This window comes from Methanobrevibacter sp. (genome assembly GCF_045646045.1).
Classification (GTDB): domain Archaea; phylum Methanobacteriota; class Methanobacteria; order Methanobacteriales; family Methanobacteriaceae; genus Methanocatella.
The window spans coordinates 1-21,068 of sequence record NZ_JAZRJY010000008.1; the positions used below are offsets into that span (position 1 = coordinate 1).

The window sequence follows — 21,068 nt, forward strand, 5'->3', positions numbered from 1 at the left end:
ACTTATTTAAGTAATTTACTATTTTTTATCAATTTATATTAAAATTAAAGAAAAATTGGAATGAATTTCATCGAAGTAAAACTTCAAGTGTAAAAAAATTAAATTTTAAAAAGCCTATAAAATTTTACAGACTCAAAAAAATAAGAAAAATCAGCAGTTTTTACCTGCCTCATAAACTTCACTGCGGATGTCATCCTGCTGGGTTACATCCCCCACAACAGTAAAGACAGCTTTTTCAGCTGGATTTTGAGAAAATCCTATAAAATCACGAATACCTGTTAAAGCGTTTCCGTTTGATGATCCGACAGCTGTGATGATGTAGTAATCCTTGTTTTCAAGGTGATTGAAAATCGGATAGCATCTGTCAAAGAAGCTTTTCAATGTTCCGGTCATTGAAAAGTAGTAAATAGGTGTTGCATATACAATAACGTCAGCATCCATCATATCATCAAGGATTATGGATATCTCATCTTCCTGGAAGCATTCCCTTTCAGGTGTTTTACAGGCCATACAGGCTTTGCATGAACCGAATTCAATATCTTCCAAAAAGTATTTTACTGCCTCATTTCCACCGTCGATAGCTCCCTTTACAAATTCATCACATAAAGTATCGGAGTTTCCTCCTTTTCTTGGTGAAGAACTTATTACAACAACTTTTTTTGCCATTTTATTCACTAATCCACTCTTTAATTTTTTCACTACTCTCAGCGCCGGTCAGTCTTAAGCCTTTTGCAAAGTTCAAATCGGGATATGTGTCTGCAAGGTCATCTACGCACTTGTCAATGCCTGAACCTCCTGAAGTACAGAATGCCTTAATCGTTTTTCCGCTTAAATCAACACTTTCAATGAATGTGTTGATAATTGTAGGTGCTGTATACCACCATACAGGAAAACCTATTACAACAGTGTCATATCCACTTACATCAGTGCTTTCAACTATTGGCGGCCTGAAAGATTTGTCATTCATCTCTTTGGTTGATCTGGAGTTTTTGTCTGTCCAGTCCAAATCCGCCGGAGTATATATTTCCTGCGGAACAATTTCAAAGATATCATAATCATTTTCGCTGGCTATTTTCTCTGCAAGATTTTTCGTTACTCCACTTGCAGAAAAGTATGCAATTAAAACTTTTGACATTTTTTCACCTATATACTTATTGATTTTAATTATATATAATTGTTTACTTCCGCAACAATTAATACTACACAAATAATATAAGCAAACAAATTCAAAATATATAACATTATAAGTTATTGAAGGTAAATATAATGAAAAAACCCGTTGTTGCAATTACAAGACCTGCCGATAGAGCCAAAAAAGCTTGTGAAATTGTAGAGAAATTAGGTGGAAGCACAGTGCTTGCACCGACACTGGATTTAAAACCTATAAATACCGATTCATTAAAGGATTTGGTAAAAAACAAAGATACTCTTGATTGGATTGTCTTCACATCCCCAACAACAATAGATTCTTTCAACATCTTTTATCCGGACTTTTTTGATGAGCTTAACTGCAAAGTTGCAGTCATCGGAAACAAAACCGGCTCACTTCTTGAAAAGCAGGGCGTTACACCGGATTTGATGCCTGATGATTTTACGGCTGAAGGACTTGTTGAAGAGTTTACAGAAAGAGAAATAAGAAATCAGACCATAGGCATACCAAGAACAGCTTCTGCAAGAGATACACTGCCTAAAGGACTGGAAAAGCTTGACAATAATGTTATAATAGCTGAAGCATACCAGTCACTCTTTCCGATGGATGATGAAAGCGTAAAGGAATTGATTTCAAAGATTGAAAACTCAGAAATTGATGCAATTACATTTACAAGTCCTCTGACAGTACACAATTTCTTTAAAATTTCTGAAAACAATGAAAAACTGGCTGAAATGTTATCAGATAAGTTATTAACAGTTGCAATCGGCCCCATTACAGGCAAGGTCCTTGACGAATACGGAGTTGAATATATTTACCCTGACACTTACACAGTTCCAGACATGATGGAATTATTATTCAGCACATGGAGAGATTCTAATGGAAGATAAAATAAGTATTATCCTACCAATATTCAATGTTGGCGACCACCTTAGGGGAGGAATCGACTCTTTAATCAACCAGACAATAGGAAATGAAAATTTGGAAATTATCATGGTCAATGACTGCTCAACTGACGGATCAGACAAAATCATAGATGAATATGCTCAAAAATATGACTGCTGTATCGCAATTCATCATGAAAAAAACTCAGGAGCAGCATATACGCCACGTAACACAGGAATTGATGCCTGTACAGGTGACTACATAATGTTTCTTGACCCTGACGACAGATACGTGCCTGACTGCTGTGAAACCCTATACAATGCAGTTACCGAAAACAATGCCCAGATGGCTTTTGCAAGGTTCAGGAGAATATTTGAATATGGAGGATATGTCCAAAAGTGCTATTCACCATATGAGGATGATTTGGAACATGCATATCCCGACGAAACCTTTGAAACCGCCAACTTTTTAAACGTTTCCGATTTCGTATGGGACACATTCCTTGAAAGAATGGTTTATGGAAAAGAGGTGAAAGGAACATACAGCAGAAATGGACCTATTGACACAATAATCATAGACAATATTGAAGAAGAGCCTGACCTTTTGAAGATGGCACCTTCCGTATGGAGTAAAATTTTCAGAAGAGATTTGATTATGGACAACAACATCCGTTTCCAGCCGTTCATATCCGGAGATGATTTGGCATTTACCCTGGAAGCCTTCCTAAATTCCAAAGGAATCGTCTATCTGAACAATTACATGTGCTACGATTACTACATAAGAGACCTGCCTGACGACAAGTCAATTACCAATAATGTCAATGTCAGACTGCTTGATGAACTGATGGAGTCCTACATCTACTGCAGCAGAAAAACAAAAGAATTTTCAAAAAATATCCAGAACATTTCAGTAAATCCCCACCTCCTGCACTGGATGAACACATGGAGAACTTCACCGTTTACCAAAGCGGAAAACAGGCTTCTTTTAAAAAAGGTAAATAAACTTAAAAAAATACATCAGACTGATATGAAAACCAAAATGCTGATGTCTTCAATGACAACTGCAATAGAATCTTCAATCTATACTTCAAAAGCGTGATATAATGGAATATGATTATGTAATAGTTGGAGCCGGCTTATCCGGCCTTACAATAGCGGAAAGAATAGCTAACGAACTGGATGAAAAGGTACTTATTATTGAAAAGAGAGACCACATCGGAGGAAATGTATATGACTTCTATGATGACGGCCTTTTAATTCAAAAATACGGACCTCATATATTCCACACAAAAGAAAAAAAGGTTTATGATTACCTATCAAAGTTTACCGAATGGATCGACTATGAACACAGGGTTTTAAGCTATGTTGACGGCAAGCTGGTGCCTATGCCCATATGTATAGATACGTTAAACAAGCTATACGATTTGGATTTGGACGAGGAATCAATGCGCAAATGGATTGATGAAAACAAAGAAGACATTAAAGAAATAAAATCCTCAGAAGATGTTGTTCTTGCAAATGCGGGACGTGACATTTACAATAAACTATTCAAAAACTATACAGAAAAGCAGTGGGGAACATCAGCTGCAAACCTGAGCCCTGCAGTCATTTCAAGAATCCCATTCAGGTTTAATCATGACGACAGGTACTTTGAAGATGCATATCAGGGAATGCCTAAAGATGGCTTTACGAAAATGTGTGAAAGGATGATTGAATCCGACAACATACATGTCGGGCTCAAATCAGACTACAAAAAATACATTAACAGAATCAAATATTCAAAAAAATTAATTTATACAGGTCCTATTGATTACTTTTACGATTATAAATACGGAGAATTGCTTTACAGATGTCTGAATTTTGTTTATGAAATTCTGGATGAGGATTCCTATCAGGAAGTGGCGGTTGTCAACTATCCGAACGACCCTTACTTTACAAGAATTACCGAATTCAAGAAACTTACCGGACAGGACATCAAGGATAAAACTGCAATCATGAGAGAATATCCTGGTTTCAACGGCGAGAAATGTTATCCTTACCCGACACAGGAATATCTTGACAAATTTAAATTGTATGAAGCTGAAATGGAAAAAGAGGAAGACGTTATCTTTGCAGGACGTTTAGCCAAATATAAATATTATAATATGGATTTAGTTGTTAAAGATGCACTTGAAATATTTGAAAAGGAGATTAAATAATGATTACTATCTGGCCACAATACTTAAACAAAAATTTATCCCTGTCACAAGGAAGAAAAATATCAAAAGAAGATGCGGTTTCAGACCCTACACTGTCAGAAATTGAAAAAGCCCTAAAAAGACTTGGCTTAACATATACAGTTGACAAAAACAGAGCATATCCAGGAAAATGGTATGAAAAATCCGGCCGCGTTTTGGTCGAATATGACAAAAGCAAGTTAGAACTCATAAGAGAGGTTAGTTTAAAAATCAAAGAAAGGAGGTAAATCAGATGGAAATTCCTCCTTTAATGTCTGAACTATATAAACAGGCAAAAGAGCTGATTGAAAAGTCATCCGACATCAAGATTTATACTCACATTGACTGTGACGGAATTTGTTCAGGAGCAATCCTTTCAACAATCCTTGACAGGCTTGGAAAACCTCATGAAATCAGCTTTGTCAATCTGGACGTTCTGGACAATATCGATTTAAAACATGAACTTACCATCTTTTCAGATTTGGGTTCAGGACAGTTAATTGACACCAAAGCCACCGGCAAGAATAACATTCTAATCCTTGACCACCACCCCCCATTAAGAGACCTTGACTACGGAAAGGGCAAGGACTATACCTATCTTGAAATCAATCCCATCCACCACAGCATTGACGGATCATACTTTGTCTGCGGCGGAGGACTGTGCTATTTTCTTGCAAAGGAATTCGGATACACTGACCTGAGCTGGATTGGAGTACTTTCAGCAATAGGAGATATGCAGAATACCCACACAGGACATTTTGAAGGATTAAACGACCTTATCCAGTCAGACTCCCTTGAGGAAGGATATCTTGATTTGATAAGAAGTGACCTGAATATTTACGGACGTGAATCCAGACAGCTTTTTATTGCGCTTTCATATTTCAGTGACGTCAAGCTTCCTATAACAAACAATCCAAACAACGCAAAACTCCTTCTTGACAATCTTGGAATCGATTCAACATTGAAAGAGGTACTCCCCGAAGAGCAGGAAGTTCTTGAAAAAATAGGAATCATATGCGAAGCGGGAAAAAGCTTTACATTCGACAGACATGACAGGCGCCTCTTAAGAGAAGAGCTTAAAAGCATTGAAGACAACATGACAAAGGAATACTATTCCCTTAGCCCTGATGAAAGAGATAATGCATCCATCGACATTTCAAAACTGCTGCCGTCATATCTCAACAAAGAGGAATACGAACTTCTCAAAGAAATCAAGGAAGAAAAGATTCAGCGGAAAACACTGTCTGATTTGACCAACGAAGAAAAGGGCAAGCTGTACAATGCATTATATAAAATGATTAAAAAGGAAATTCCTAAAAAATACCACAAGCACATTAACAAGGTTTTAATTGGAGATTCATATACTTTCCTTTTAGAGGATGACGGATTTTTAAGAGACGGTTCTGAATTTTCAACTGCAATGAACGCATGCGGCAGAAATCATCAGGAAAAAATAGCTATGGAAGTTCTCAAAGGCAACCGTGACTGGGCTCTTGCAGAACTTATGGACATAAGCAAAATGCACAGAATGAACCTTTCCAAGGCAATAACAAAAGTTACCGAAGAAAACAAAATCATCGAGCTTGAAAATATGCAGTATTTTGACGGAACAGGCATCAAGCCGGAAATTGTCGGAACGGTTACAGGGATGATTTTAGGCTACTGCAACTGGAAAAAACCTATTATCGGCTTTACAGAGGTTGAAGACAGTGATGATTTAAAGGTATCACTTAGATGTTCACGTTTCCTGACATATGCCGATGATGATGGGGAAGGAATCCATTTCGGAAATATGATTCGCGAGGTATCCCGTGAAATTGGAGGTACCGGAGGTGGACATGCAATGGCATGTGGTGCATATATTCCTCTTGACAAAAAGGATGAATTTATACAAAAGTTTAATATATCATTAAATCAAAAAATATCAATATAATTTTATAAATTTATCAAAAAGAATTTAAAAAATTATAGGGGAATGAAATTATGAAAGCTTTTAAGAAAAGAGGTGCGCTAACACACTTCCAAATCCTCAGTGAAATCTCTAAACAAGACCCGCACCTAAAACAAAAAGATTTGGCTCAGAAATTGGGCATTACTATCCAGGCTGTTTCCGAAAACATCAAAACTTTAATAGAGTTAGGCTACATCACCTCAAAAGACGGAAGATCACCTTATAAAATAACACAAAAAGGTATCGATAAAGTAAAAAGAGATGCAATTAGCTTAAGAAAATATTCAGATTCCGTATTGGAAACAATGAATCATTTCAAAACAATTTGGCCAGCTATTGCTGCTGAAGATTTGGAAAAAGGGAAAATCGTTGGTCTTTATATGGAAGACGGTGTTTTATATGCCCACAAACAGGATGAAAACGCTAACGGTATTGTTCTGGAAGCTGCTGAAGCAGGATCAGATGTTGCTTTGACCAATTTAACAGGTCTTATTGACATGACTGTCGGAGAAGCTACCGTAATTAACCTGCCGACAATCAAGGAAGGCGGATCAAACACTACCAATTTGGAACTTATTAAAGACGTTTATGAAAACGGTACAAAAAGCGGTGTCAAAATAGACAAGGTAGCTGTTGCAGGTACTATTGCAAGAGTAGTTGCATCAAAACTTGCTTTGGATATTGACATTGAATTTGCAGCCCCACAGGCAACTGCAAATGCTGCACGTAAAGGATTGAATGTCCTGGCGTTATGCGTTGGAGACATGACCAAATCATTTGTACGCGAACTCGAAGCTGAAAAAATCAAATACAATATTATAGATGGAAGAAAATAATTATTCTTCCCTTATCATTTTTAACAATGCGGCTGCAATTTCTGCAGCATCCATTTTAGATGATGTTATCACACGGACATAATCGTCCAGGTCATTATTTTCTATAAGGACACGAACATCATCCATTACTTTTTTATTTTTAATTCTCTCAATTTCCTCATGACTTGGAATCTTTTCGTTTTTTATGTTTATGTTATATTTCTTTCTTATCTTAACAAGGTCATGGGATTCATAAGGAGCTACAATGTTAAATGCGTAGCCTGAATCTCCAGCACGGGCAGTGCGGCCGATTCTGTGAATATAGTCTTCAGGATTTTGAGGAATGTCATAATTTACGACAACATCAATTTCGCTGACGTCAATTCCTCTGGCTGCAATGTCGCTTGCAACAAGAATGGAAATATTTCCGTTTCTAAACTTGTTCATTACCTTGTCCCTGACCTTCTGGGTCATGTCACCGTGAATGCTGTCAACCTTATATCCTCTTCTTTTAAGATTGCGGTAGACAAAATCAACACGTCTTCTGGTATTGCAGAATATCAGCCAGAGATTAAAGTCATGATATTCAATCAGCCTGCACAAATCATCGATTTTATCCCGGTCATCGCTTTTGAAATAATACTGCCTGATTTTGGGAATGGTTTTTCTTGAATCGGAAATCTTGATGAACTTTGGATTGTTCTGATAGAGTTTGGTAATTTTCTTGATTTCATCAGGCATTGTTGCTGAAAAGAGCAGGGTCTGTCTTTGCTTTGGAGTGTGTCTTAAAATAAGTTCAATATCATCTCTAAATCCCATGTCAAGCATTTCATCTGCCTCATCCAAAACAACAGTTTCTATGCCAATCAAATCAAGAGTTCCCCTTTCAATGTGATCTATTACACGGCCAGGAGTTCCCACAACAATATGAACTCCCTTGTTCAGCACACGAATCTGCCTTCCGATGGCCTGGCCGCCATAGACAGGAAGAATCTTTACCTTGTCCATATCGCGAGAGAGTTTTTTTATCTCGTCTGCAACCTGAATGCACAGTTCCCTTGTAGGACAAAGTACAATTGCCTGAGGAGATTTGTCCGGCGTAAAGATTTTATTTAATATGGGAATTGAAAAGGCAAGGGTCTTTCCGGAACCTGTCTGAGCCTGTCCTATAATATCCCTTCCAGCCAATGCATCTGGAATAGCTTTTGTTTGAATAGGAGTTAACTTTGAAAAACCCATTTTATCAATAGCACTTTTAATATCATCATTTATTTTTAAATCATCAAAATTCATTAGTTAAATATTTGAAAAAATTATTATTTAAATTTTAAATATTTTAAAAATCTAATAGTATATTACAAAATTGGGAGATATTTTTATGGATAGGACATCACTGGAAAATATTGTAAATGATATAAACACTGAAGAGATGCTCAGACAAAAGTTAGAGGAAAAAATTTCTAAAGAAATAGATGCAAGAATTGCCTCAGGTTCATATGATGCGTATATCAACAGGGAAGTCGAGCGCAGAATGCAGACCGACGAGGTTAAAAAGATAATTCAGAACCAGGTTGAGGAACAAGTTAAAGTCAAACTGGCTGAGGAAATGGCTGAACAGGTTGTTGAAGATGTTGATGAAATTTTATACACTCGTGAAAACGGTGAAACAATAAACGAACGTGGAATCGACATCGGTTTGGCCCAGGGCCGTCAGGAAGGTATTGAAATAGGTTTCAAACAGGGTTTTGAAAAAGGCCGTGAAGAAGGTATTGAAATCGGACGTGAATCAGGCTATGAAAAGGCTCTTGAAGAATCAGGAGAGGGTTCATACCAGAAAGGACTTGAAGACGGAAGAAAACAGGGTCTTGAAAGGGTTGCACGTACAATGTATAAGGACAGCTATCCTCTCGAAGAGATTACAAAACTGACAGGACTCATATTGAAAAGACCTGCCAAAAAATAGAAAGATTATCCATGAAAAATAAACTAATTTTAATGCAAAAGTACTCCCAGCAGAATCATCCTACAATCAAAAGTATTCAAATAATTGAAGGTAAAAACAATTTCCCCATTAGCTGGTTAAACCAGCAGGGATATTGTGAATACCAGATATATCTCGAATACATGAAAGGTATAAAAACACCAGAAACCAAGTCAATGAGAAAGGGAACAGACATCCACAATGAACTTGAAGAGAAATTCATCGAAAGTGCAACACCGGCAACATTTGATGATGTGGTTGAAATGTCAAAAAGCGAAGCGACAATTTCAAGGGAATGCTTTGTGATTTCAGCTGAGGACGGAATAAGAGGATTCATTGATGAAATATGGATGATGCCAAATGAAATTGTAATAATCGATGATAAACCGGGCACAAGAGCATATCCGTCAACCATAAATCAGGTAAGGGCATACTGCCTTGCATTCAAAAACATGACCGATGATGAAAGACCTATCAAAGGAGCTTTAAGAGAAAGAGGAACAGAAAACATTTTCTGGAGCGAAGAATTTGACGAAAATGCTGAAAAAGAAATCAGATATAAAATAAATCGTATGCACGCCCTTCTGGATGGACAAAAGCCTTTCATAGCTACAAAAAACAAAAACAAGTGCAGGCCATGCAGATTCAGTGCCTGCTGTAAAGAGTGCAAACTATAATCTAAATTGCACGGTTCAATCCTAAATACAATTTATTTTTCTTATACATTTTGTCCAGAATTTCATTCCATTCTTCAACACTTATTCTTCCCTTATTTGGAATTAATGAATCAAGTGATGCCTCGTTAATATTTAAAATGTCAGATAAAATATGTGCAAGTGTTCTTCCGGTTAAGGACAGTTCGTACGGATCGTATCCTGTTACCATCAGTACCCATACATTATCCCTTGAAGAACTGTTGTATTCTTTTTTAAGGGTATCATACCAGTGAGTGATTACGTTTTGGCTGTCGCCGATTTCCCCGTCACCTACTGAAATGTAGTATCCCTCTTCAGTAAAATCAATTGTTTTTATTGCATCAGCGATTTTAGAGTTAAGTTCCGGTGAGTCCAGTTCCAGTTCGAACTCGTTGTTTGTAATGTAGTTTCTGAGATAATTTTCCACTTCTTTTCTGCTTATAAAATATCCTACAGGCTCCAGCCTGTCAGGATCCCGGTCACACAAATCATATATCAAATCCTCATCAACGTCACAGATTTCATATCCGTCAAGCTTGTGTGACTGATACGGTTTGAAGTCAAGACAGTAATTTTCCAAATCGTCCTTGTTTAAATACCAAAGAACTTGAACTCTTTTTATCATATGTATCCTTTATTCTATTTCGTTAACTACAACGGTTTTAGTGAAATAACCTAATATTCTATCATTTCTTTTTAAAAGCCTACCTATAGCCCAATCAAAAATAATCGGGAACCAGAATATTTTTGTTAAGTTTCTAATGAATGCCTGAAGCCAGGAAATTCTATATCCATTTCTGGAAAGCACACGCAAATACATTAAAGACTTGCCCACAGTTGAGCCTTTAGTTTTTTCCAGTACAGTGAAATAAAGCATGATTAATATTGGAACTACAAACTGGAAATAATAAAAAATCGTATACATGCTGTATGGATTGACAAACAGTGAAAGTAAATATGAAACAATCCACATGAACGCAGAAACTACAAAAAAATCTATAATATAAGCAATTACTCTTCTTGTAAACACACTAGCCATTTTAAAACACCTCAGCAGACTCTTGGCACTGGATCAGCTATAGGGGCCTCCAAAATACGTTCACCACCAATCGGAGTGTTGACAATTACATATTCGCCTTCAACAACTTCACCGATAATGGCTGCATTTTCACCGTATTTTTCACCTTTGATGGCTTCAAGGACTTCTTCAGCCTTGTCAGGTTTTACACCCATTACGACCTTACCTTCATTGGCAACTTCAAATGGGTCAATACCCAGCATTTCACTGACGGCATGGACTTCTTCCCTTATTGGAATTGCATCCTGTTCGAGAACAATACCGTTACCTGATTTGGAAGCCATTTCATTGATGGCATTGGCAAAACCTCCACGGGTAGGATCCTTCATTGCCGTAACTCCTCCGACATCAAGAGCTTTCTTAATGATATTCCACATTGGAGCCACATCAGATTTCAAATCAGTATCGAATCCGAAACCTTCCCTAAAAGACATTAAACTCATACCGTGGTCACCCAGGCTGCCTGTAACAATAATCTTGTCTCCAACTTCCAGACCACTGTCACGGACTACTTCACCTTTTTTAGCTATTCCAATACCTGTTGTAACCATGACTATACCGTCAAGCTTGTCCTGAGGCATAACTTTTGTATCACCCGTAATGACTGCAACGTCAACCTCTTCACAGGTTTCATTAAGGGATTTCATTATCCTGTCCAGGTCTTCTATAGGAAAACCTTCCTGCATAATGATTGCATTGGAAATAGCTAAAGGTTTAGCTCCCATTACTGAAACGTCATTTATTGTTCCGGCGGCTGAAATTCTACCGATATCTCCACCGGGGAAGAATAACGGGTCTATTGTATGACCGTCTGTAGTCATGACAATTTCATAATCCCCCAATGGAATGGATGCACCATCATCCAAAGCATCTAAACTGATACCGCCATTCACACTTTTTTTAGTAATATTATCTAGTATAGTGGATGCGATTAAATTAGCCATCACTTCTCCACCAGCACCATGATTCATATTAATTTTATCATCTGACATATTTTATCGCCTTAGGAAAATATATATTAAAACAAGTATATTAAATTAGTCATGGCTTTGTAGAAATCCTCATTTTTTTGAATTTGTGCTGATTTGTAAATGTGGTATATTGTGTTTTTGAGTTTTGTTTTTTTATTTATTTTATATTTAAAGACATATGAGGCCTTAATGTGCGGTTTATCCATGGATTAATCTATTGTTGCAAATGGATAAGTGATATTTCAAGCCATTTGGATTTCATCTGATATTGAATATAATATTTATAAATGGTTTGTTAATACATATTAATAGGAAAACAGAAGAATATACCTGATTCATCATAATAAGCACAAGATTATATTTGGGCACAAAACAATATGATTAAGGTTAAAAAATAATTTAAGGAAATGTCAAATGTCATTCATAGCAAAAATAGCTGAAAAAATATTAATGTCTACAAAACCTGCGTACATGGATTCGCAAGAGGCAGTTGATGAATTTTTAGCTACCAAAAAAGATAAGCCACCTAAAAGCATATTTAAAAGCTTTGATTTTAATGGAATGGAAGTATTTAGTTTTGGAAATAAATCCAGCTCAGATAAAACAATCATATTCATGCATGGAGGTGCTTACGTCAATGAAATCAACTACCAGCACTATTTGTACTGCTATATATTGGCCCGTAAACTCAACGCATATGTATTGGCACCTGTTTATCCGCTGGCTCCGAAACATACCTATGAAGAATGCTTTAATCTCATCACTGATTTATATAAGGAATATGCTGAGGATAACATAATACTGATGGGGGATTCAGCCGGTGGAGGATTCGTTTTATCATTTGCACAATATTTAAACACTACTGATCTGGCCCAGCCGAATAATATTGTGGTGTTTTCTCCATGGGTTGATATTTCAATGGCTAATGAATATGATTCTGATTCTGATCCTATCTTAGGTGATGTTGGACTGAGACAAATCGGCAAGTCATGGGCTGGAGATTTAAGCACAGCTGATTATAGGGTAAGTCCATTGTTCGGAGATAATGCAAATCTGACCAAAACACTAATTTTCGTTGGTGAAAATGAGATATTCTATAATGATATTTTAAGATACCATGAAAATCTTGAGAAAAGCAATGTGGAATCACGGCTGATTGTAGGCAAATCTCTTTTTCATATTTATCCTTTGTTTCCGATTCCTGAAGCTAGAGATGCATTAAAAGAAATAAAAAAAGAGCTAATGTAATCATCTCATGTAAAGAATATATTTTCCGAATTTAGGAATTCTATAGATGATTGCTGCAGCGGTGAAACTTAATATTATTAATAGTATCCATAAGATTATGGCTTTTACAGGTTCGCTGAAAGGTAACATGACTACAACCGGAAGCAGCGGCAGTCTAAAAAGGTTATGTATTAAGAATACTGCGAATGAATATTTGGATAATATTTTAACTTGACTATAGAACCTAACGCTTTTCATTCTGGAACACAATTCAAATAATGCAAATGAACCAAGTAAAATGAATGGGAATTCATACCACAGGAAGAAATTATGTCCTCTTATAAATGCATAGTATTGGAAAAGAACACATATTAAAAATGAAACGATTGTAAGTATCCATAATTTGTATTTAGCTATGTTTTTGAACATTCCCCTTTTAACCAGATATCCTAAAAGTATATAAATTCCATAAACTCCTCCACTAAAACCAAGAGAATATTGTATGGTTACATTTTTAATGTTTTCAATTTCGCAAAATGCTGTAATGAAGGGCATTACAAATGCCAAAAGTGAAAATACTAACAATGCCTGGAAAATGATTTTATCATCAAAATGTTTTAGCGCACTTGCAACAAAAGGTATTGAAAGATACATTCCTATAATCATTGGCATATACCACATATGGCTGAAAAATAAAGTTCCAGCTTCTATCGGATTGACAGCAGGACTGGAAACAGTTACTGCTTGAAGAGACAGAATATATATGATTATCCAAATGACAGTAACAATAATTAAGGCTTTACAGTTTTTTGACCAGAATTTTTTGGTATATTCGTTATCATAACTTCTGTCAAGCAACAAATATCCAGTAATCATTAAAAAGAATGGAACTCCAATACGGCCAATGAAAAGAGAAGCGAAATTAAATATTCTGGAGGTTAGAGTATAATTTAAGATAGCATCAGATGAAATAATAAAAATTCCATCGGCAGCATGAATATATAAAACAGTTAAAATAGCTATAGCTCTTACAAGATCAATCCATTCTATTCTAGTTTTAGCCATATTGTTAATTTCTCCCAATTTATGATAACATTTTTATATTTAATTATTATTAAAGTTAATGTGAAAATTTCATCACATCTTTAATTTTCTAAGATTTATCTGCAAAGATTGTTTTTTAAATCTATTTTCTGAGAGTTTAATACTTATTCGTTATATTTTTCAATAATTAAATGTGTTATTTCAAATTTAAAAAAAAATTAAAGTAATTAAATCGCAAAGATTTAAAATCCAAGCATTTATGAAAAAATTTTTTGCGAAAGTAAAAAAAAAATAGTAAAAAAAGAGTAAAGATAAATTAATATCTTTAGATTAAAATTCCGTTAACAACACCATCTTGACCAGGTCTAGATGTTACTTTTGCATTACCTTCAGGAGTTTCTACAACTGCACCTTTAGTAATAATATTCCTTCTTACGTAGTTAGGGTTTGCGTCGTTTTCGATTACTCCTAAAATATCGGTAACTTGAGTTTTACCGGATTTAACATCAGTTAAATTGATTTTATTAGCAGTAGCTAATCTGAGTTTTTCGTTTCCGCCACGAGTACGGATTTTTCTTAATCTTTTTTCGTCTACTCTAGTTTCAGCAGGATCTCTTCCTAATTCTGATTTTCTTTTTCCACGGTTTGCAACATTTCTTGCACCGGATGGACTTCTAGTTGATTTTCCTTGAGAAATTGCCATTATTTCACCTAATAAATATAATAAATAATACAATAATCGCTGTCAATAAGTCTCTTTTCTGTAAACTGCAGGACAAGAAAAATAACAATTTACATTATGAGAGCAAAAAAGAGTCTTAATGAATAATGATAATAAAATATTACTTTTTCATTATATATAAACTTTATTTTTTTAGGGATTTTTCATCATCATTGGAGACAAAGGAAAATTTTAGATTACAAACCGGACAGTAATCCTCATCTATCAGCGTACCTCCACAAACGGGACACTTGTCCTGTGATGAAGACACATATACAAACTCCTGCTCATCAGAGATTTCAGAAGGAAATATCGGTTCCATATTTCTGGATATTTCTTCAGTTTTAGATTTAGCAAGTATTTCATCAACAAGAAAGTCAAAATCATCTTCACTGATATTGTCATCACCGCTTGCAGCCAAAATCCTGTCAATATCCTCATCAGTGATTTTATCGCCCAAAACATCCTTAAGCAAAACGATTAAATCATTGTCTTCTATATAGTATTCCTCTTCCATAAAAATAGTATGTGGATAATAACTTATATTATTTATCCACAAAATCGAAAAGTTTGTCTTTAGGCTCCAGTTTTTCCAGTACCTCATCAGGAATCTGAACATCATTGAAATCATAGTCCATATCCTCAACAGGTTCATTGGGAAGCATGTCTTCAGGATTTTCAAAGATATAGTCTGAAATATTGTTCTTTAGATTGGCTATTATTTCATCAACATCCACCTCTTCATCCTCATACTCATATGCAAACTCTTCCTTTAGCTCCTCATCCAGCTCGTTTAAGTAACACATTTTATCACCTTTAATTAGCTTTGATTTCATAGCTGACTTCAGGCATTTCAAATATGTTAAAAGACTTATTGGAAAAGATCTCCCTATCGGCTATAGAAAGCCTGAAACAGATTTTATCCTCTCTGCATTCAATCAGTATTGACACATCAGGATTTTTCAAAATTCCTTTTTCAACGTTTAAAACATTGGATGCATTGTTAATATGAACAGAAACCGGAAATCGGTTTTTATCGATGTTTAAAAATATTCCATCAGCTATGTCATAATTTGCATAGTATCCATTTTTGTCAGATATCTTTGCAACAAAGGTATCGTTTATCTCATCATAACTTGAAATCATTTGTTTAGTTTCCATAATATCAAACCTCTAACCAATATTATATTATAAAAAAGATATAAATCAATTCCAAGAGCATTTGAAGAGTAATAATGTAATTTTTCAGGGAAATATTTCCATATCAGGAGATAAATATTTCCCCCAAGTGGAAAAAATTGTCTTTAAAAAAATCTGTTAAAATTTTTAATTCTGTTAAAGAGTGCTGTCATGAATTATTTTATTTTGAATAATTTTCATTTTTGATTTAAAAAATTATCAAATAATTTCTAAAAAAAAACAGCAATATATTCTGTGATTAATGAATAAAAATATATGAATATCCTAAAACTTGAACATACAAATATGATTAAATAGATTGTTACCTAAAAAATATAATTGAATAATAATAATAATATTTATATATTAAACTATCTAAACTACACATTAGAGGTGAATATTATGAATAAAAATATAATAATTGCTATCTTGGTTGTCATCATAATCGCTGCAGGTGCCGCTTTTATGTTTGGACAAATCGGAAAGACAAAAACCGAAATAAAAATAATAAATAATGAAACTTTTCAAAATGGGGAAGCAGTACAGTTTGAACTGAAAGATGATAAAGGTAATGCAATTGCGGGTCAAACTTTAAATATTACATATAATAACGGTACTGAAAAATATTCCGTAACTACTGACGATAAAGGTAAAGGCCATCTGATGATTAGTGGGGAAAAAGCCGGAAAATATGAAATTGAAATAAGTTATGCTGGAAATGACAAATATGCACCATCCACTGCTAAAGATGTCATCACCATTACAGATGATTTAGCAGACAATTTAGCTAAAAAAACCCCTGGAAAATCTGTTGCATCCACTAATGATTACAACAATAAACCTAAAAATAATAATACTGACCAGAATTTAAATAACACTCCAGACAATCCATTCCCTGGAGACCCTGGAACTTACTTCATACCACAGCTTGAACTGTGGGTAAGATCTTCCGATAATGTAGTTATTGATGCGCCTAACGGTAAAGGAATAGGCTTAACCGTTACCGAATGGATTGCAACCTACGGACCAGGCTCAACCAACAGTACTAACCATAACAATAGTACAAAGTAGAGATGATTCATTAAGCAATCATCTTTTTTTCTTTTTTTCTATGATTTTAGTTATTATACATACATCACAACACAAAACCAAGTCTGATTTTCAAAGTGCTGTCAGTTAATGTAAATGTCACACAATTAAATTAAAAATAGAAAAGTAACTATCAATTTAATTGAGCCAGAATTTCATTATTTCATAGGCAAATGATGTGCAGAAAATCGTTGCCTTTAAAAAACTATTTTAAATACTTTTATCAAAAATATTCACAATGAAAGAAACACCGGAACAGCTCCAACTGGAAGCGGAAATAAAATCTCAAGCACAAGTCTTTTTAAAGGATTTCAATGCAGCATTGCCTGAAAGTATGGAACTTGAATACGAAGGATTTTACAGAAGAGGATTCTTTGTAACTAAAAAAAGATATGCTGTTATTGAAGACGGAGAGATAATAGCTAAAGGACTGGAATTAGTTAGAAGAGACTGGGCGCCGATTGTTAAGGAAACTCAGGAAGCTGTGCTTATGGCACTGCTCAGTGAAGGGAATGCCGAAAAAGCAATCGAAGAGGTTAAAAAAGTGCTTAAAAGAATCAGAAAAGGAGATGTTGAAAACAAAGAATTAATCATCCATACCCAAATCAACAAGCCACTGAAAGAATATAAACAGGTGGGGCCTCATGTAGTTGCTGCCCAGATTATAGAGGAACACGGAATCAAGGTAACAAGAGGCACAATCATCCAATACATTATAAAAAAAGGAAAGGGTTCAATAAGCCAGAGAGCTGTTCCATACGAATACAGTGAAGGCGTTACCTATGATAAGGACTATTACATCAACAATCAGATAATTCCTGCTGTCGGACGTATAATGGAACCTTTAGGCTATTCAAAAAAAGATTTGCAGGACTTGGCTGTCGGTGAAAAACAGCAAAGCCTGGATGCGTTCTTTTAACTACAATATAGTATTTACATCACCGATATTTTCAATGACGGTAATGTCCAGTTGTTCTTTTTTAATATATTCCCTGTCTTCTTCAGTAACATCGGAATTTACTAAAATAGCACTCATGCCCGCATTGACTGCACCTAAAGCATCTTCCCTAAACTTGTTTCCAATCATTACTGATTTTTCAGGGTCCCCGTTCATTTTTCTTAGGGCAACATCATAAATCAACCTGTCAGGTTTCTTTTTGCCGACTTCTTCAGAGGTGATTACCTCATCGAAAAATGAATAAACATTCAGACGGACAAGTTTTTCCCATTGTTTGATTGTAATACCATTGGATATTACTGCTAAACGATAGCCCTGACTTTTAAGGTAAATCAATGTATCAATAGTATCAGCAAAAGGTCTTAAAAGTGCCATCTTAACGTTATGATAAGTAATCATTCCCAAAGCAACAAGCATAGGATCTTCATGGCCCAGAACAACTTGTGTCAATACGTTGAAATGCTGTCCATAATTGGAACCTTTTTCACGAATGATTGTTTTTAAAACACCATAAGCTTCATCCTTATCCAAAGGCAATCCATTGTCAACCATCAGTTCAATAGCTGCCTTTCTTGCAGTTTGTGCAAAAGTGGAAGTATCCAATAATGTATCATCTACATCAAAAAATACAACACGGTCATCTTCATTAACTATATCTACCATATTAACCCCCCTTATTGAAATCAAGCTCCAAAGTGACAGGACAATGGTCTGAACCATAGACATCACTTAAAATAGCAGCTGATTTAACATTATCTTTAATTTCCTCATTAACATAAAAATAATCAAGTCTCCATCCGGCGTTTCTTTGCCTGGCACGGGTACGATAACTCCACCAGGTGAAATTGTCCTCACCTTCATCAAACATACGGAACGTATCGACAAAACCCGCTTTCTCAAGTTCATCAAGCCATGCACGCTCTTCGGGAAGATAACCTGATTTTCCTTCACAATTTTTAGGATTATAAACATCAATAGGATTGTGTGCAATATTATAATCACCAGTGATTACAAGGTTTTTGCCCTGACTTTTGAGTTCTTTCAGCTCATCAAGCAAAGCATCACAGAAAGCTACCTTAAAATCAAGTCTTTTAGCTTCCATTCCGCTGTTGGGGAAATATATATTGTAAAGAATAAAGTCTTCAAATTCTACTTTCAAAACTCTTCCTTCATTGTCAAGTTCTTCAATTCCCAATCCGCGGCTGACATCAACAGTTTCAATTTTAGAGTAAGTTGCAACACCGCTGTATCCTTTCTTTTCGGCCTCATTAAAGTAAGAGTCATATTCATCAACATCAGCTAATTTCTTAGGAATATCCTTTTTGGTTGCTCTTACTTCCTGAAAATTGATAATATCTGCATCAGTATTATCAAACCAATCCCAAAATTCATCTTTTTTAGATACTGCCCTGATTCCGTTAACGTTCCAAGAAATTAACTTGATTGACATTATAATTTCACTCCATCATCTAGGTTAAGCTCACGCAACCATTTAATATCACTTTTATAAAGCATACGAATGTCAGACACATCGTATCTAATCATTGCCAGCCTTTCAATACCTAAACCGAATGCAAGAGCAGGTTTGTCAATTCCCAAAGGTTTCAATACTTCAGGTCTGAACATTCCGGCTCCACCGAGCTCAATCCAGCTTTCTTTTTCCTCCAAATAAATTTCGGTTTCAGTAGACAAATAAGTATAAGGGAAATATGCAGGTCTGAACCTTACTTCAAATCCTAATTTTTTATAAAATTCTTTCAGAGTACCTAAAAGATTTTGGAAACTGATTCCTTCATCGCAGACTAATCCTTCAACCTGATGGAACTCAGGAAGGTGCTTATAATCGAAAGTTTCTCTTCTAAATACTCTGCCAACAGAAAACATTTTGATTGGCGGTTCGAATTCATATAAATGTTTGGTTGAAATTCCGGTAGTGTGTGTTCTTAAAACACTTTGGCGTGCAATGTCTTCACTCCAGTCATATTGCCAGCCGATTGAACCTGTTCCCCCACCGTTTTCATGAGTTTCAGCAGTTAATTTAACCAGATCAGCATCCGGCAAGTCACATGTCAGAGGATTTTTCAGATAAAACGTATCCTGCATTTCACGGGCTGCGTGGTCCTGAGGCTGGAAGAGTGAATCGAAGTTCCAGAATGCAGATTCAACATAGTCTCCCTTGTCTTCAGAAAATCCCATATTCAAAAAGATTTCACGAATTTCATCAATGATTACTCTTAAAGGATGTTTTTTTCCTGCAAATACTACTGGAGCTTCAGCATTAATATCATATGGACGGTACTGGAGATTTTTCCATTCCCCATCTTTTAACTGCTGGTGTGTTAATTGAGTAGCCTGTTCCTGTATGGTGAATCCGTGCTTAAGTATTTCTTCACCTTTAGGTAATATTTTAAAAGAATGTGAGGTTTCTTTTTGAACATTTAAGATATTTTTCCTACCTGTAAGTTTTAAAAAACCATCCCTTAAATCATCAGTGAAAAGTTTAACTCCATCTGCATTTGATTTAAGATAATCCAAAACTTTTTCATCAGCACCGAGCTTATCTGCAAACTCCATACCAAAATCTGTGATGTTAACTACACCTTTATCAATTTGAGCCCAATCCTTACGGCGTAACCATCCGAGAGCAATATTTGCCTCTTTTTTATCAATTCCTGTTTCATTGGCCAAATCTTTCATATGAATTTGATTTTTTTGGGCTAAAACATCCAATATTTTTCTTTCAGGAAGACCATGTTCTGCATAATTAAGACCATCTTCGGTTAAGGAATATATTTCCTGAACTTCCTTGTCAACTTCAATTATATCTTTAGATGCAAGAGAACCTGCAGCACTCATAACAGATTTAATATCCATACCGCTGCTTTCAGAAATTTCTTCAGGAGTTGCTTTGGGATTTGCCTCCAGCTCTTTTAAAAGTTTCTTTTCATAAATATGTAATTCGTTAATGGTTTTTTCAATATCCTCACTCATTTAAACACCATAGTAATTATCATTAATAATATTATAATATCTATTTTAATTTATTAATAAAGATATTGTAAAAATATGTAAAAAGTTAATTTTAAAAAAAAATTATAATTATTACCAA

At 35.2% G+C, this 21,068-nt stretch carries 25 protein-coding genes; 11 read left to right on the forward strand and 14 right to left on the reverse strand.

The genetic code is table 11. From position 1 onward, the window contains the following. Positions 1-150: 150 nt before the first annotated feature. Together ACKI5C_RS00415 and ACKI5C_RS00420 are read right to left on the reverse strand one after the other, a co-directional pair. Positions 151-666 carry a flavodoxin family protein gene (locus tag ACKI5C_RS00415; protein ID WP_407430922.1) on the reverse strand — a complete coding sequence of 172 codons (516 nt, stop codon included), beginning with the start codon at positions 664-666 and terminating at the stop codon, positions 151-153. A gap of 1 nt (position 667) precedes the next feature. After that, positions 668-1,135, reverse strand: coding sequence for a flavodoxin (locus tag ACKI5C_RS00420; RefSeq protein ID WP_407430924.1), 468 nt, complete (start codon positions 1,133-1,135; stop codon positions 668-670). A 131-nt stretch (positions 1,136-1,266) separates the two neighbouring features. Here ACKI5C_RS00420 and ACKI5C_RS00425 point away from each other — a divergent pair, with 131 nt between their 5' ends. The 6 genes from ACKI5C_RS00425 to ACKI5C_RS00450 are packed head-to-tail and all read left to right on the forward strand — an operon-like array spanning position 1,267 to position 7,037. Further along, positions 1,267-2,040 (forward strand): uroporphyrinogen-III synthase, encoded by a 774-nt coding sequence (locus ACKI5C_RS00425; RefSeq protein ID WP_407430926.1) that lies wholly within the window; start codon positions 1,267-1,269, stop codon positions 2,038-2,040. Further along, positions 2,030-3,133 carry a glycosyltransferase gene (locus ACKI5C_RS00430; protein ID WP_407430928.1) on the forward strand — a complete coding sequence of 368 codons (1,104 nt, stop codon included), beginning with the start codon at positions 2,030-2,032 and terminating at the stop codon, positions 3,131-3,133. The genes ACKI5C_RS00425 and ACKI5C_RS00430 overlap by 11 nt, the downstream gene beginning before the upstream one ends. Positions 3,134-3,137: 4 nt before the next feature. Next, positions 3,138-4,232, forward strand: coding sequence for a UDP-galactopyranose mutase (gene glf, locus ACKI5C_RS00435; RefSeq protein WP_407430930.1), 1,095 nt, complete (start codon positions 3,138-3,140; stop codon positions 4,230-4,232). Beyond that, positions 4,232-4,498, forward strand: a complete 267-nt coding sequence (locus ACKI5C_RS00440; protein ID WP_407430932.1) for a signal recognition particle subunit SRP19/SEC65 family protein — start codon at positions 4,232-4,234, stop codon at positions 4,496-4,498. Before glf ends, ACKI5C_RS00440 begins: the two co-directional genes overlap by 1 nt. Positions 4,499-4,503: 5 nt before the next feature. Further along, positions 4,504-6,183 (forward strand): DHHA1 domain-containing protein, encoded by a 1,680-nt coding sequence (locus tag ACKI5C_RS00445; protein ID WP_407430934.1) that lies wholly within the window; start codon positions 4,504-4,506, stop codon positions 6,181-6,183. A 50-nt stretch (positions 6,184-6,233) separates the two neighbouring features. After that, entirely contained in the window at positions 6,234-7,037 is an 804-nt protein-coding gene (locus ACKI5C_RS00450; RefSeq protein ID WP_407430936.1) for a winged helix-turn-helix transcriptional regulator, read from the forward strand. Here the strand turns inward: ACKI5C_RS00450 and ACKI5C_RS00455 are convergent, their stop codons facing one another. Further along, the gene (locus ACKI5C_RS00455) at positions 7,038-8,309 is read right to left on the reverse strand and encodes a DEAD/DEAH box helicase (protein ID WP_407430938.1); all 1,272 of its coding nucleotides are present in this window, start codon (positions 8,307-8,309) and stop codon (positions 7,038-7,040) included. Positions 8,310-8,394: 85 nt separating this feature from the next. On the opposite strand from ACKI5C_RS00455, the gene ACKI5C_RS00460 reads away from it, so the two are divergent. Both ACKI5C_RS00460 and ACKI5C_RS00465 read left to right on the forward strand, forming a co-directional pair. After that, positions 8,395-8,979, forward strand: a complete 585-nt coding sequence (locus ACKI5C_RS00460; RefSeq protein WP_407430940.1) for a hypothetical protein — start codon at positions 8,395-8,397, stop codon at positions 8,977-8,979. 11 nt (positions 8,980-8,990) lie between these two features. Further along, entirely contained in the window at positions 8,991-9,674 is a 684-nt protein-coding gene (locus ACKI5C_RS00465) for a PD-(D/E)XK nuclease family protein (protein WP_407430942.1), read from the forward strand. A 1-nt stretch (position 9,675) separates the two neighbouring features. Here the strand turns inward: ACKI5C_RS00465 and ACKI5C_RS00470 are convergent, their stop codons facing one another. From ACKI5C_RS00470 to hypE, 3 genes are read right to left on the reverse strand one after another with little or no spacing between them, the layout of a single operon-like run. Continuing rightward, the gene (locus tag ACKI5C_RS00470) at positions 9,676-10,317 is read right to left on the reverse strand and encodes a hypothetical protein (protein ID WP_407430944.1); all 642 of its coding nucleotides are present in this window, start codon (positions 10,315-10,317) and stop codon (positions 9,676-9,678) included. Positions 10,318-10,326: 9 nt separating this feature from the next. Then, entirely contained in the window at positions 10,327-10,731 is a 405-nt protein-coding gene (locus ACKI5C_RS00475) for an RDD family protein (protein WP_407430946.1), read from the reverse strand. Between the two features lie 11 nt (positions 10,732-10,742). Continuing rightward, positions 10,743-11,762, reverse strand: coding sequence for a hydrogenase expression/formation protein HypE (gene hypE / locus ACKI5C_RS00480; protein WP_296795187.1), 1,020 nt, complete (start codon positions 11,760-11,762; stop codon positions 10,743-10,745). A gap of 393 nt (positions 11,763-12,155) precedes the next feature. On the opposite strand from hypE, the gene ACKI5C_RS00485 reads away from it, so the two are divergent. Next, complete coding sequence (locus tag ACKI5C_RS00485; protein WP_407430949.1) at positions 12,156-12,989, forward strand: alpha/beta hydrolase; 834 nt, start codon at positions 12,156-12,158, stop codon at positions 12,987-12,989. On the opposite strand, the gene ACKI5C_RS00490 is transcribed toward ACKI5C_RS00485, so the two are convergent. From ACKI5C_RS00490 to ACKI5C_RS00510, 5 genes are all read right to left on the reverse strand, one after another. Further along, positions 12,990-14,033, reverse strand: coding sequence for an acyltransferase (locus ACKI5C_RS00490; protein WP_407430951.1), 1,044 nt, complete (start codon positions 14,031-14,033; stop codon positions 12,990-12,992). Between the two features lie 304 nt (positions 14,034-14,337). After that, on the reverse strand, positions 14,338-14,715 hold the full coding sequence (locus tag ACKI5C_RS00495) for a 30S ribosomal protein S8e (protein WP_407430953.1): 378 nt from the start codon (positions 14,713-14,715) through the stop codon (positions 14,338-14,340). A gap of 163 nt (positions 14,716-14,878) precedes the next feature. Further along, positions 14,879-15,250: a hypothetical protein gene (locus tag ACKI5C_RS00500; RefSeq protein ID WP_407430955.1), complete on the reverse strand. Its 372-nt coding sequence runs from the start codon at positions 15,248-15,250 to the stop codon at positions 14,879-14,881. A 28-nt stretch (positions 15,251-15,278) separates the two neighbouring features. Then, positions 15,279-15,539, reverse strand: a complete 261-nt coding sequence (locus tag ACKI5C_RS00505; RefSeq protein ID WP_407430957.1) for a hypothetical protein — start codon at positions 15,537-15,539, stop codon at positions 15,279-15,281. A 10-nt stretch (positions 15,540-15,549) separates the two neighbouring features. Further along, complete coding sequence (locus ACKI5C_RS00510) at positions 15,550-15,894, reverse strand: hypothetical protein (RefSeq protein WP_407430959.1); 345 nt, start codon at positions 15,892-15,894, stop codon at positions 15,550-15,552. Positions 15,895-16,314: 420 nt separating this feature from the next. On the opposite strand from ACKI5C_RS00510, the gene ACKI5C_RS00515 reads away from it, so the two are divergent. Both ACKI5C_RS00515 and ACKI5C_RS00520 read left to right on the forward strand, forming a co-directional pair. Further along, positions 16,315-16,983, forward strand: coding sequence for an Ig-like domain-containing protein (locus ACKI5C_RS00515; protein ID WP_407430961.1), 669 nt, complete (start codon positions 16,315-16,317; stop codon positions 16,981-16,983). A 256-nt stretch (positions 16,984-17,239) separates the two neighbouring features. After that, entirely contained in the window at positions 17,240-17,920 is a 681-nt protein-coding gene (locus ACKI5C_RS00520; protein ID WP_407430963.1) for a DNA polymerase domain-containing protein, read from the forward strand. On the opposite strand, the gene ACKI5C_RS00525 is transcribed toward ACKI5C_RS00520, so the two are convergent. From ACKI5C_RS00525 to ACKI5C_RS00535, 3 genes are read right to left on the reverse strand one after another with little or no spacing between them, the layout of a single operon-like run. Then, the gene (locus ACKI5C_RS00525) at positions 17,921-18,622 is read right to left on the reverse strand and encodes a TIGR02253 family HAD-type hydrolase (RefSeq protein ID WP_296795153.1); all 702 of its coding nucleotides are present in this window, start codon (positions 18,620-18,622) and stop codon (positions 17,921-17,923) included. Position 18,623: 1 nt separating this feature from the next. Next, complete coding sequence (locus ACKI5C_RS00530; RefSeq protein WP_407430965.1) at positions 18,624-19,409, reverse strand: exodeoxyribonuclease III; 786 nt, start codon at positions 19,407-19,409, stop codon at positions 18,624-18,626. Next, on the reverse strand, positions 19,409-20,950 hold the full coding sequence (locus tag ACKI5C_RS00535; protein WP_407430967.1) for a phenylalanine--tRNA ligase subunit alpha: 1,542 nt from the start codon (positions 20,948-20,950) through the stop codon (positions 19,409-19,411). Before ACKI5C_RS00535 ends, ACKI5C_RS00530 begins: the two co-directional genes overlap by 1 nt. Positions 20,951-21,068 lie beyond the last annotated feature (118 nt).

Excerpts from the sequence above, each read along its gene's own strand:
- ACKI5C_RS00415 (WP_407430922.1), bottom strand. The coding sequence starts at position 666 with ATGGCAAAAAAAGTTGTTGTAATAAGTTCTTCACCAAGAAAAGGAGGA.
- ACKI5C_RS00420 (WP_407430924.1), bottom strand. The coding sequence starts at position 1,135 with ATGTCAAAAGTTTTAATTGCATACTTTTCTGCAAGTGGAGTAACGAAA.
- ACKI5C_RS00425 (WP_407430926.1), top strand. The coding sequence starts at position 1,267 with ATGAAAAAACCCGTTGTTGCAATTACAAGACCTGCCGATAGAGCCAAA.
- ACKI5C_RS00430 (WP_407430928.1), top strand. The coding sequence starts at position 2,030 with ATGGAAGATAAAATAAGTATTATCCTACCAATATTCAATGTTGGCGAC.
- glf (WP_407430930.1), top strand. The coding sequence starts at position 3,138 with ATGGAATATGATTATGTAATAGTTGGAGCCGGCTTATCCGGCCTTACA.
- ACKI5C_RS00440 (WP_407430932.1), top strand. The coding sequence starts at position 4,232 with ATGATTACTATCTGGCCACAATACTTAAACAAAAATTTATCCCTGTCA.
- ACKI5C_RS00445 (WP_407430934.1), top strand. The coding sequence starts at position 4,504 with ATGGAAATTCCTCCTTTAATGTCTGAACTATATAAACAGGCAAAAGAG.
- ACKI5C_RS00450 (WP_407430936.1), top strand. The coding sequence starts at position 6,234 with ATGAAAGCTTTTAAGAAAAGAGGTGCGCTAACACACTTCCAAATCCTC.
- ACKI5C_RS00455 (WP_407430938.1), bottom strand. The coding sequence starts at position 8,309 with ATGAATTTTGATGATTTAAAAATAAATGATGATATTAAAAGTGCTATT.
- ACKI5C_RS00460 (WP_407430940.1), top strand. The coding sequence starts at position 8,395 with ATGGATAGGACATCACTGGAAAATATTGTAAATGATATAAACACTGAA.
- ACKI5C_RS00465 (WP_407430942.1), top strand. The coding sequence starts at position 8,991 with ATGAAAAATAAACTAATTTTAATGCAAAAGTACTCCCAGCAGAATCAT.
- ACKI5C_RS00470 (WP_407430944.1), bottom strand. The coding sequence starts at position 10,317 with ATGATAAAAAGAGTTCAAGTTCTTTGGTATTTAAACAAGGACGATTTG.
- ACKI5C_RS00475 (WP_407430946.1), bottom strand. The coding sequence starts at position 10,731 with ATGGCTAGTGTGTTTACAAGAAGAGTAATTGCTTATATTATAGATTTT.
- hypE (WP_296795187.1), bottom strand. The coding sequence starts at position 11,762 with ATGTCAGATGATAAAATTAATATGAATCATGGTGCTGGTGGAGAAGTG.
- ACKI5C_RS00485 (WP_407430949.1), top strand. The coding sequence starts at position 12,156 with ATGTCATTCATAGCAAAAATAGCTGAAAAAATATTAATGTCTACAAAA.
- ACKI5C_RS00490 (WP_407430951.1), bottom strand. The coding sequence starts at position 14,033 with ATGGCTAAAACTAGAATAGAATGGATTGATCTTGTAAGAGCTATAGCT.
- ACKI5C_RS00495 (WP_407430953.1), bottom strand. The coding sequence starts at position 14,715 with ATGGCAATTTCTCAAGGAAAATCAACTAGAAGTCCATCCGGTGCAAGA.
- ACKI5C_RS00500 (WP_407430955.1), bottom strand. The coding sequence starts at position 15,250 with ATGGAAGAGGAATACTATATAGAAGACAATGATTTAATCGTTTTGCTT.
- ACKI5C_RS00505 (WP_407430957.1), bottom strand. The coding sequence starts at position 15,539 with ATGTGTTACTTAAACGAGCTGGATGAGGAGCTAAAGGAAGAGTTTGCA.
- ACKI5C_RS00510 (WP_407430959.1), bottom strand. The coding sequence starts at position 15,894 with ATGGAAACTAAACAAATGATTTCAAGTTATGATGAGATAAACGATACC.
- ACKI5C_RS00515 (WP_407430961.1), top strand. The coding sequence starts at position 16,315 with ATGAATAAAAATATAATAATTGCTATCTTGGTTGTCATCATAATCGCT.
- ACKI5C_RS00520 (WP_407430963.1), top strand. The coding sequence starts at position 17,240 with ATGAAAGAAACACCGGAACAGCTCCAACTGGAAGCGGAAATAAAATCT.
- ACKI5C_RS00525 (WP_296795153.1), bottom strand. The coding sequence starts at position 18,622 with ATGGTAGATATAGTTAATGAAGATGACCGTGTTGTATTTTTTGATGTA.
- ACKI5C_RS00530 (WP_407430965.1), bottom strand. The coding sequence starts at position 19,409 with ATGTCAATCAAGTTAATTTCTTGGAACGTTAACGGAATCAGGGCAGTA.
- ACKI5C_RS00535 (WP_407430967.1), bottom strand. The coding sequence starts at position 20,950 with ATGAGTGAGGATATTGAAAAAACCATTAACGAATTACATATTTATGAA.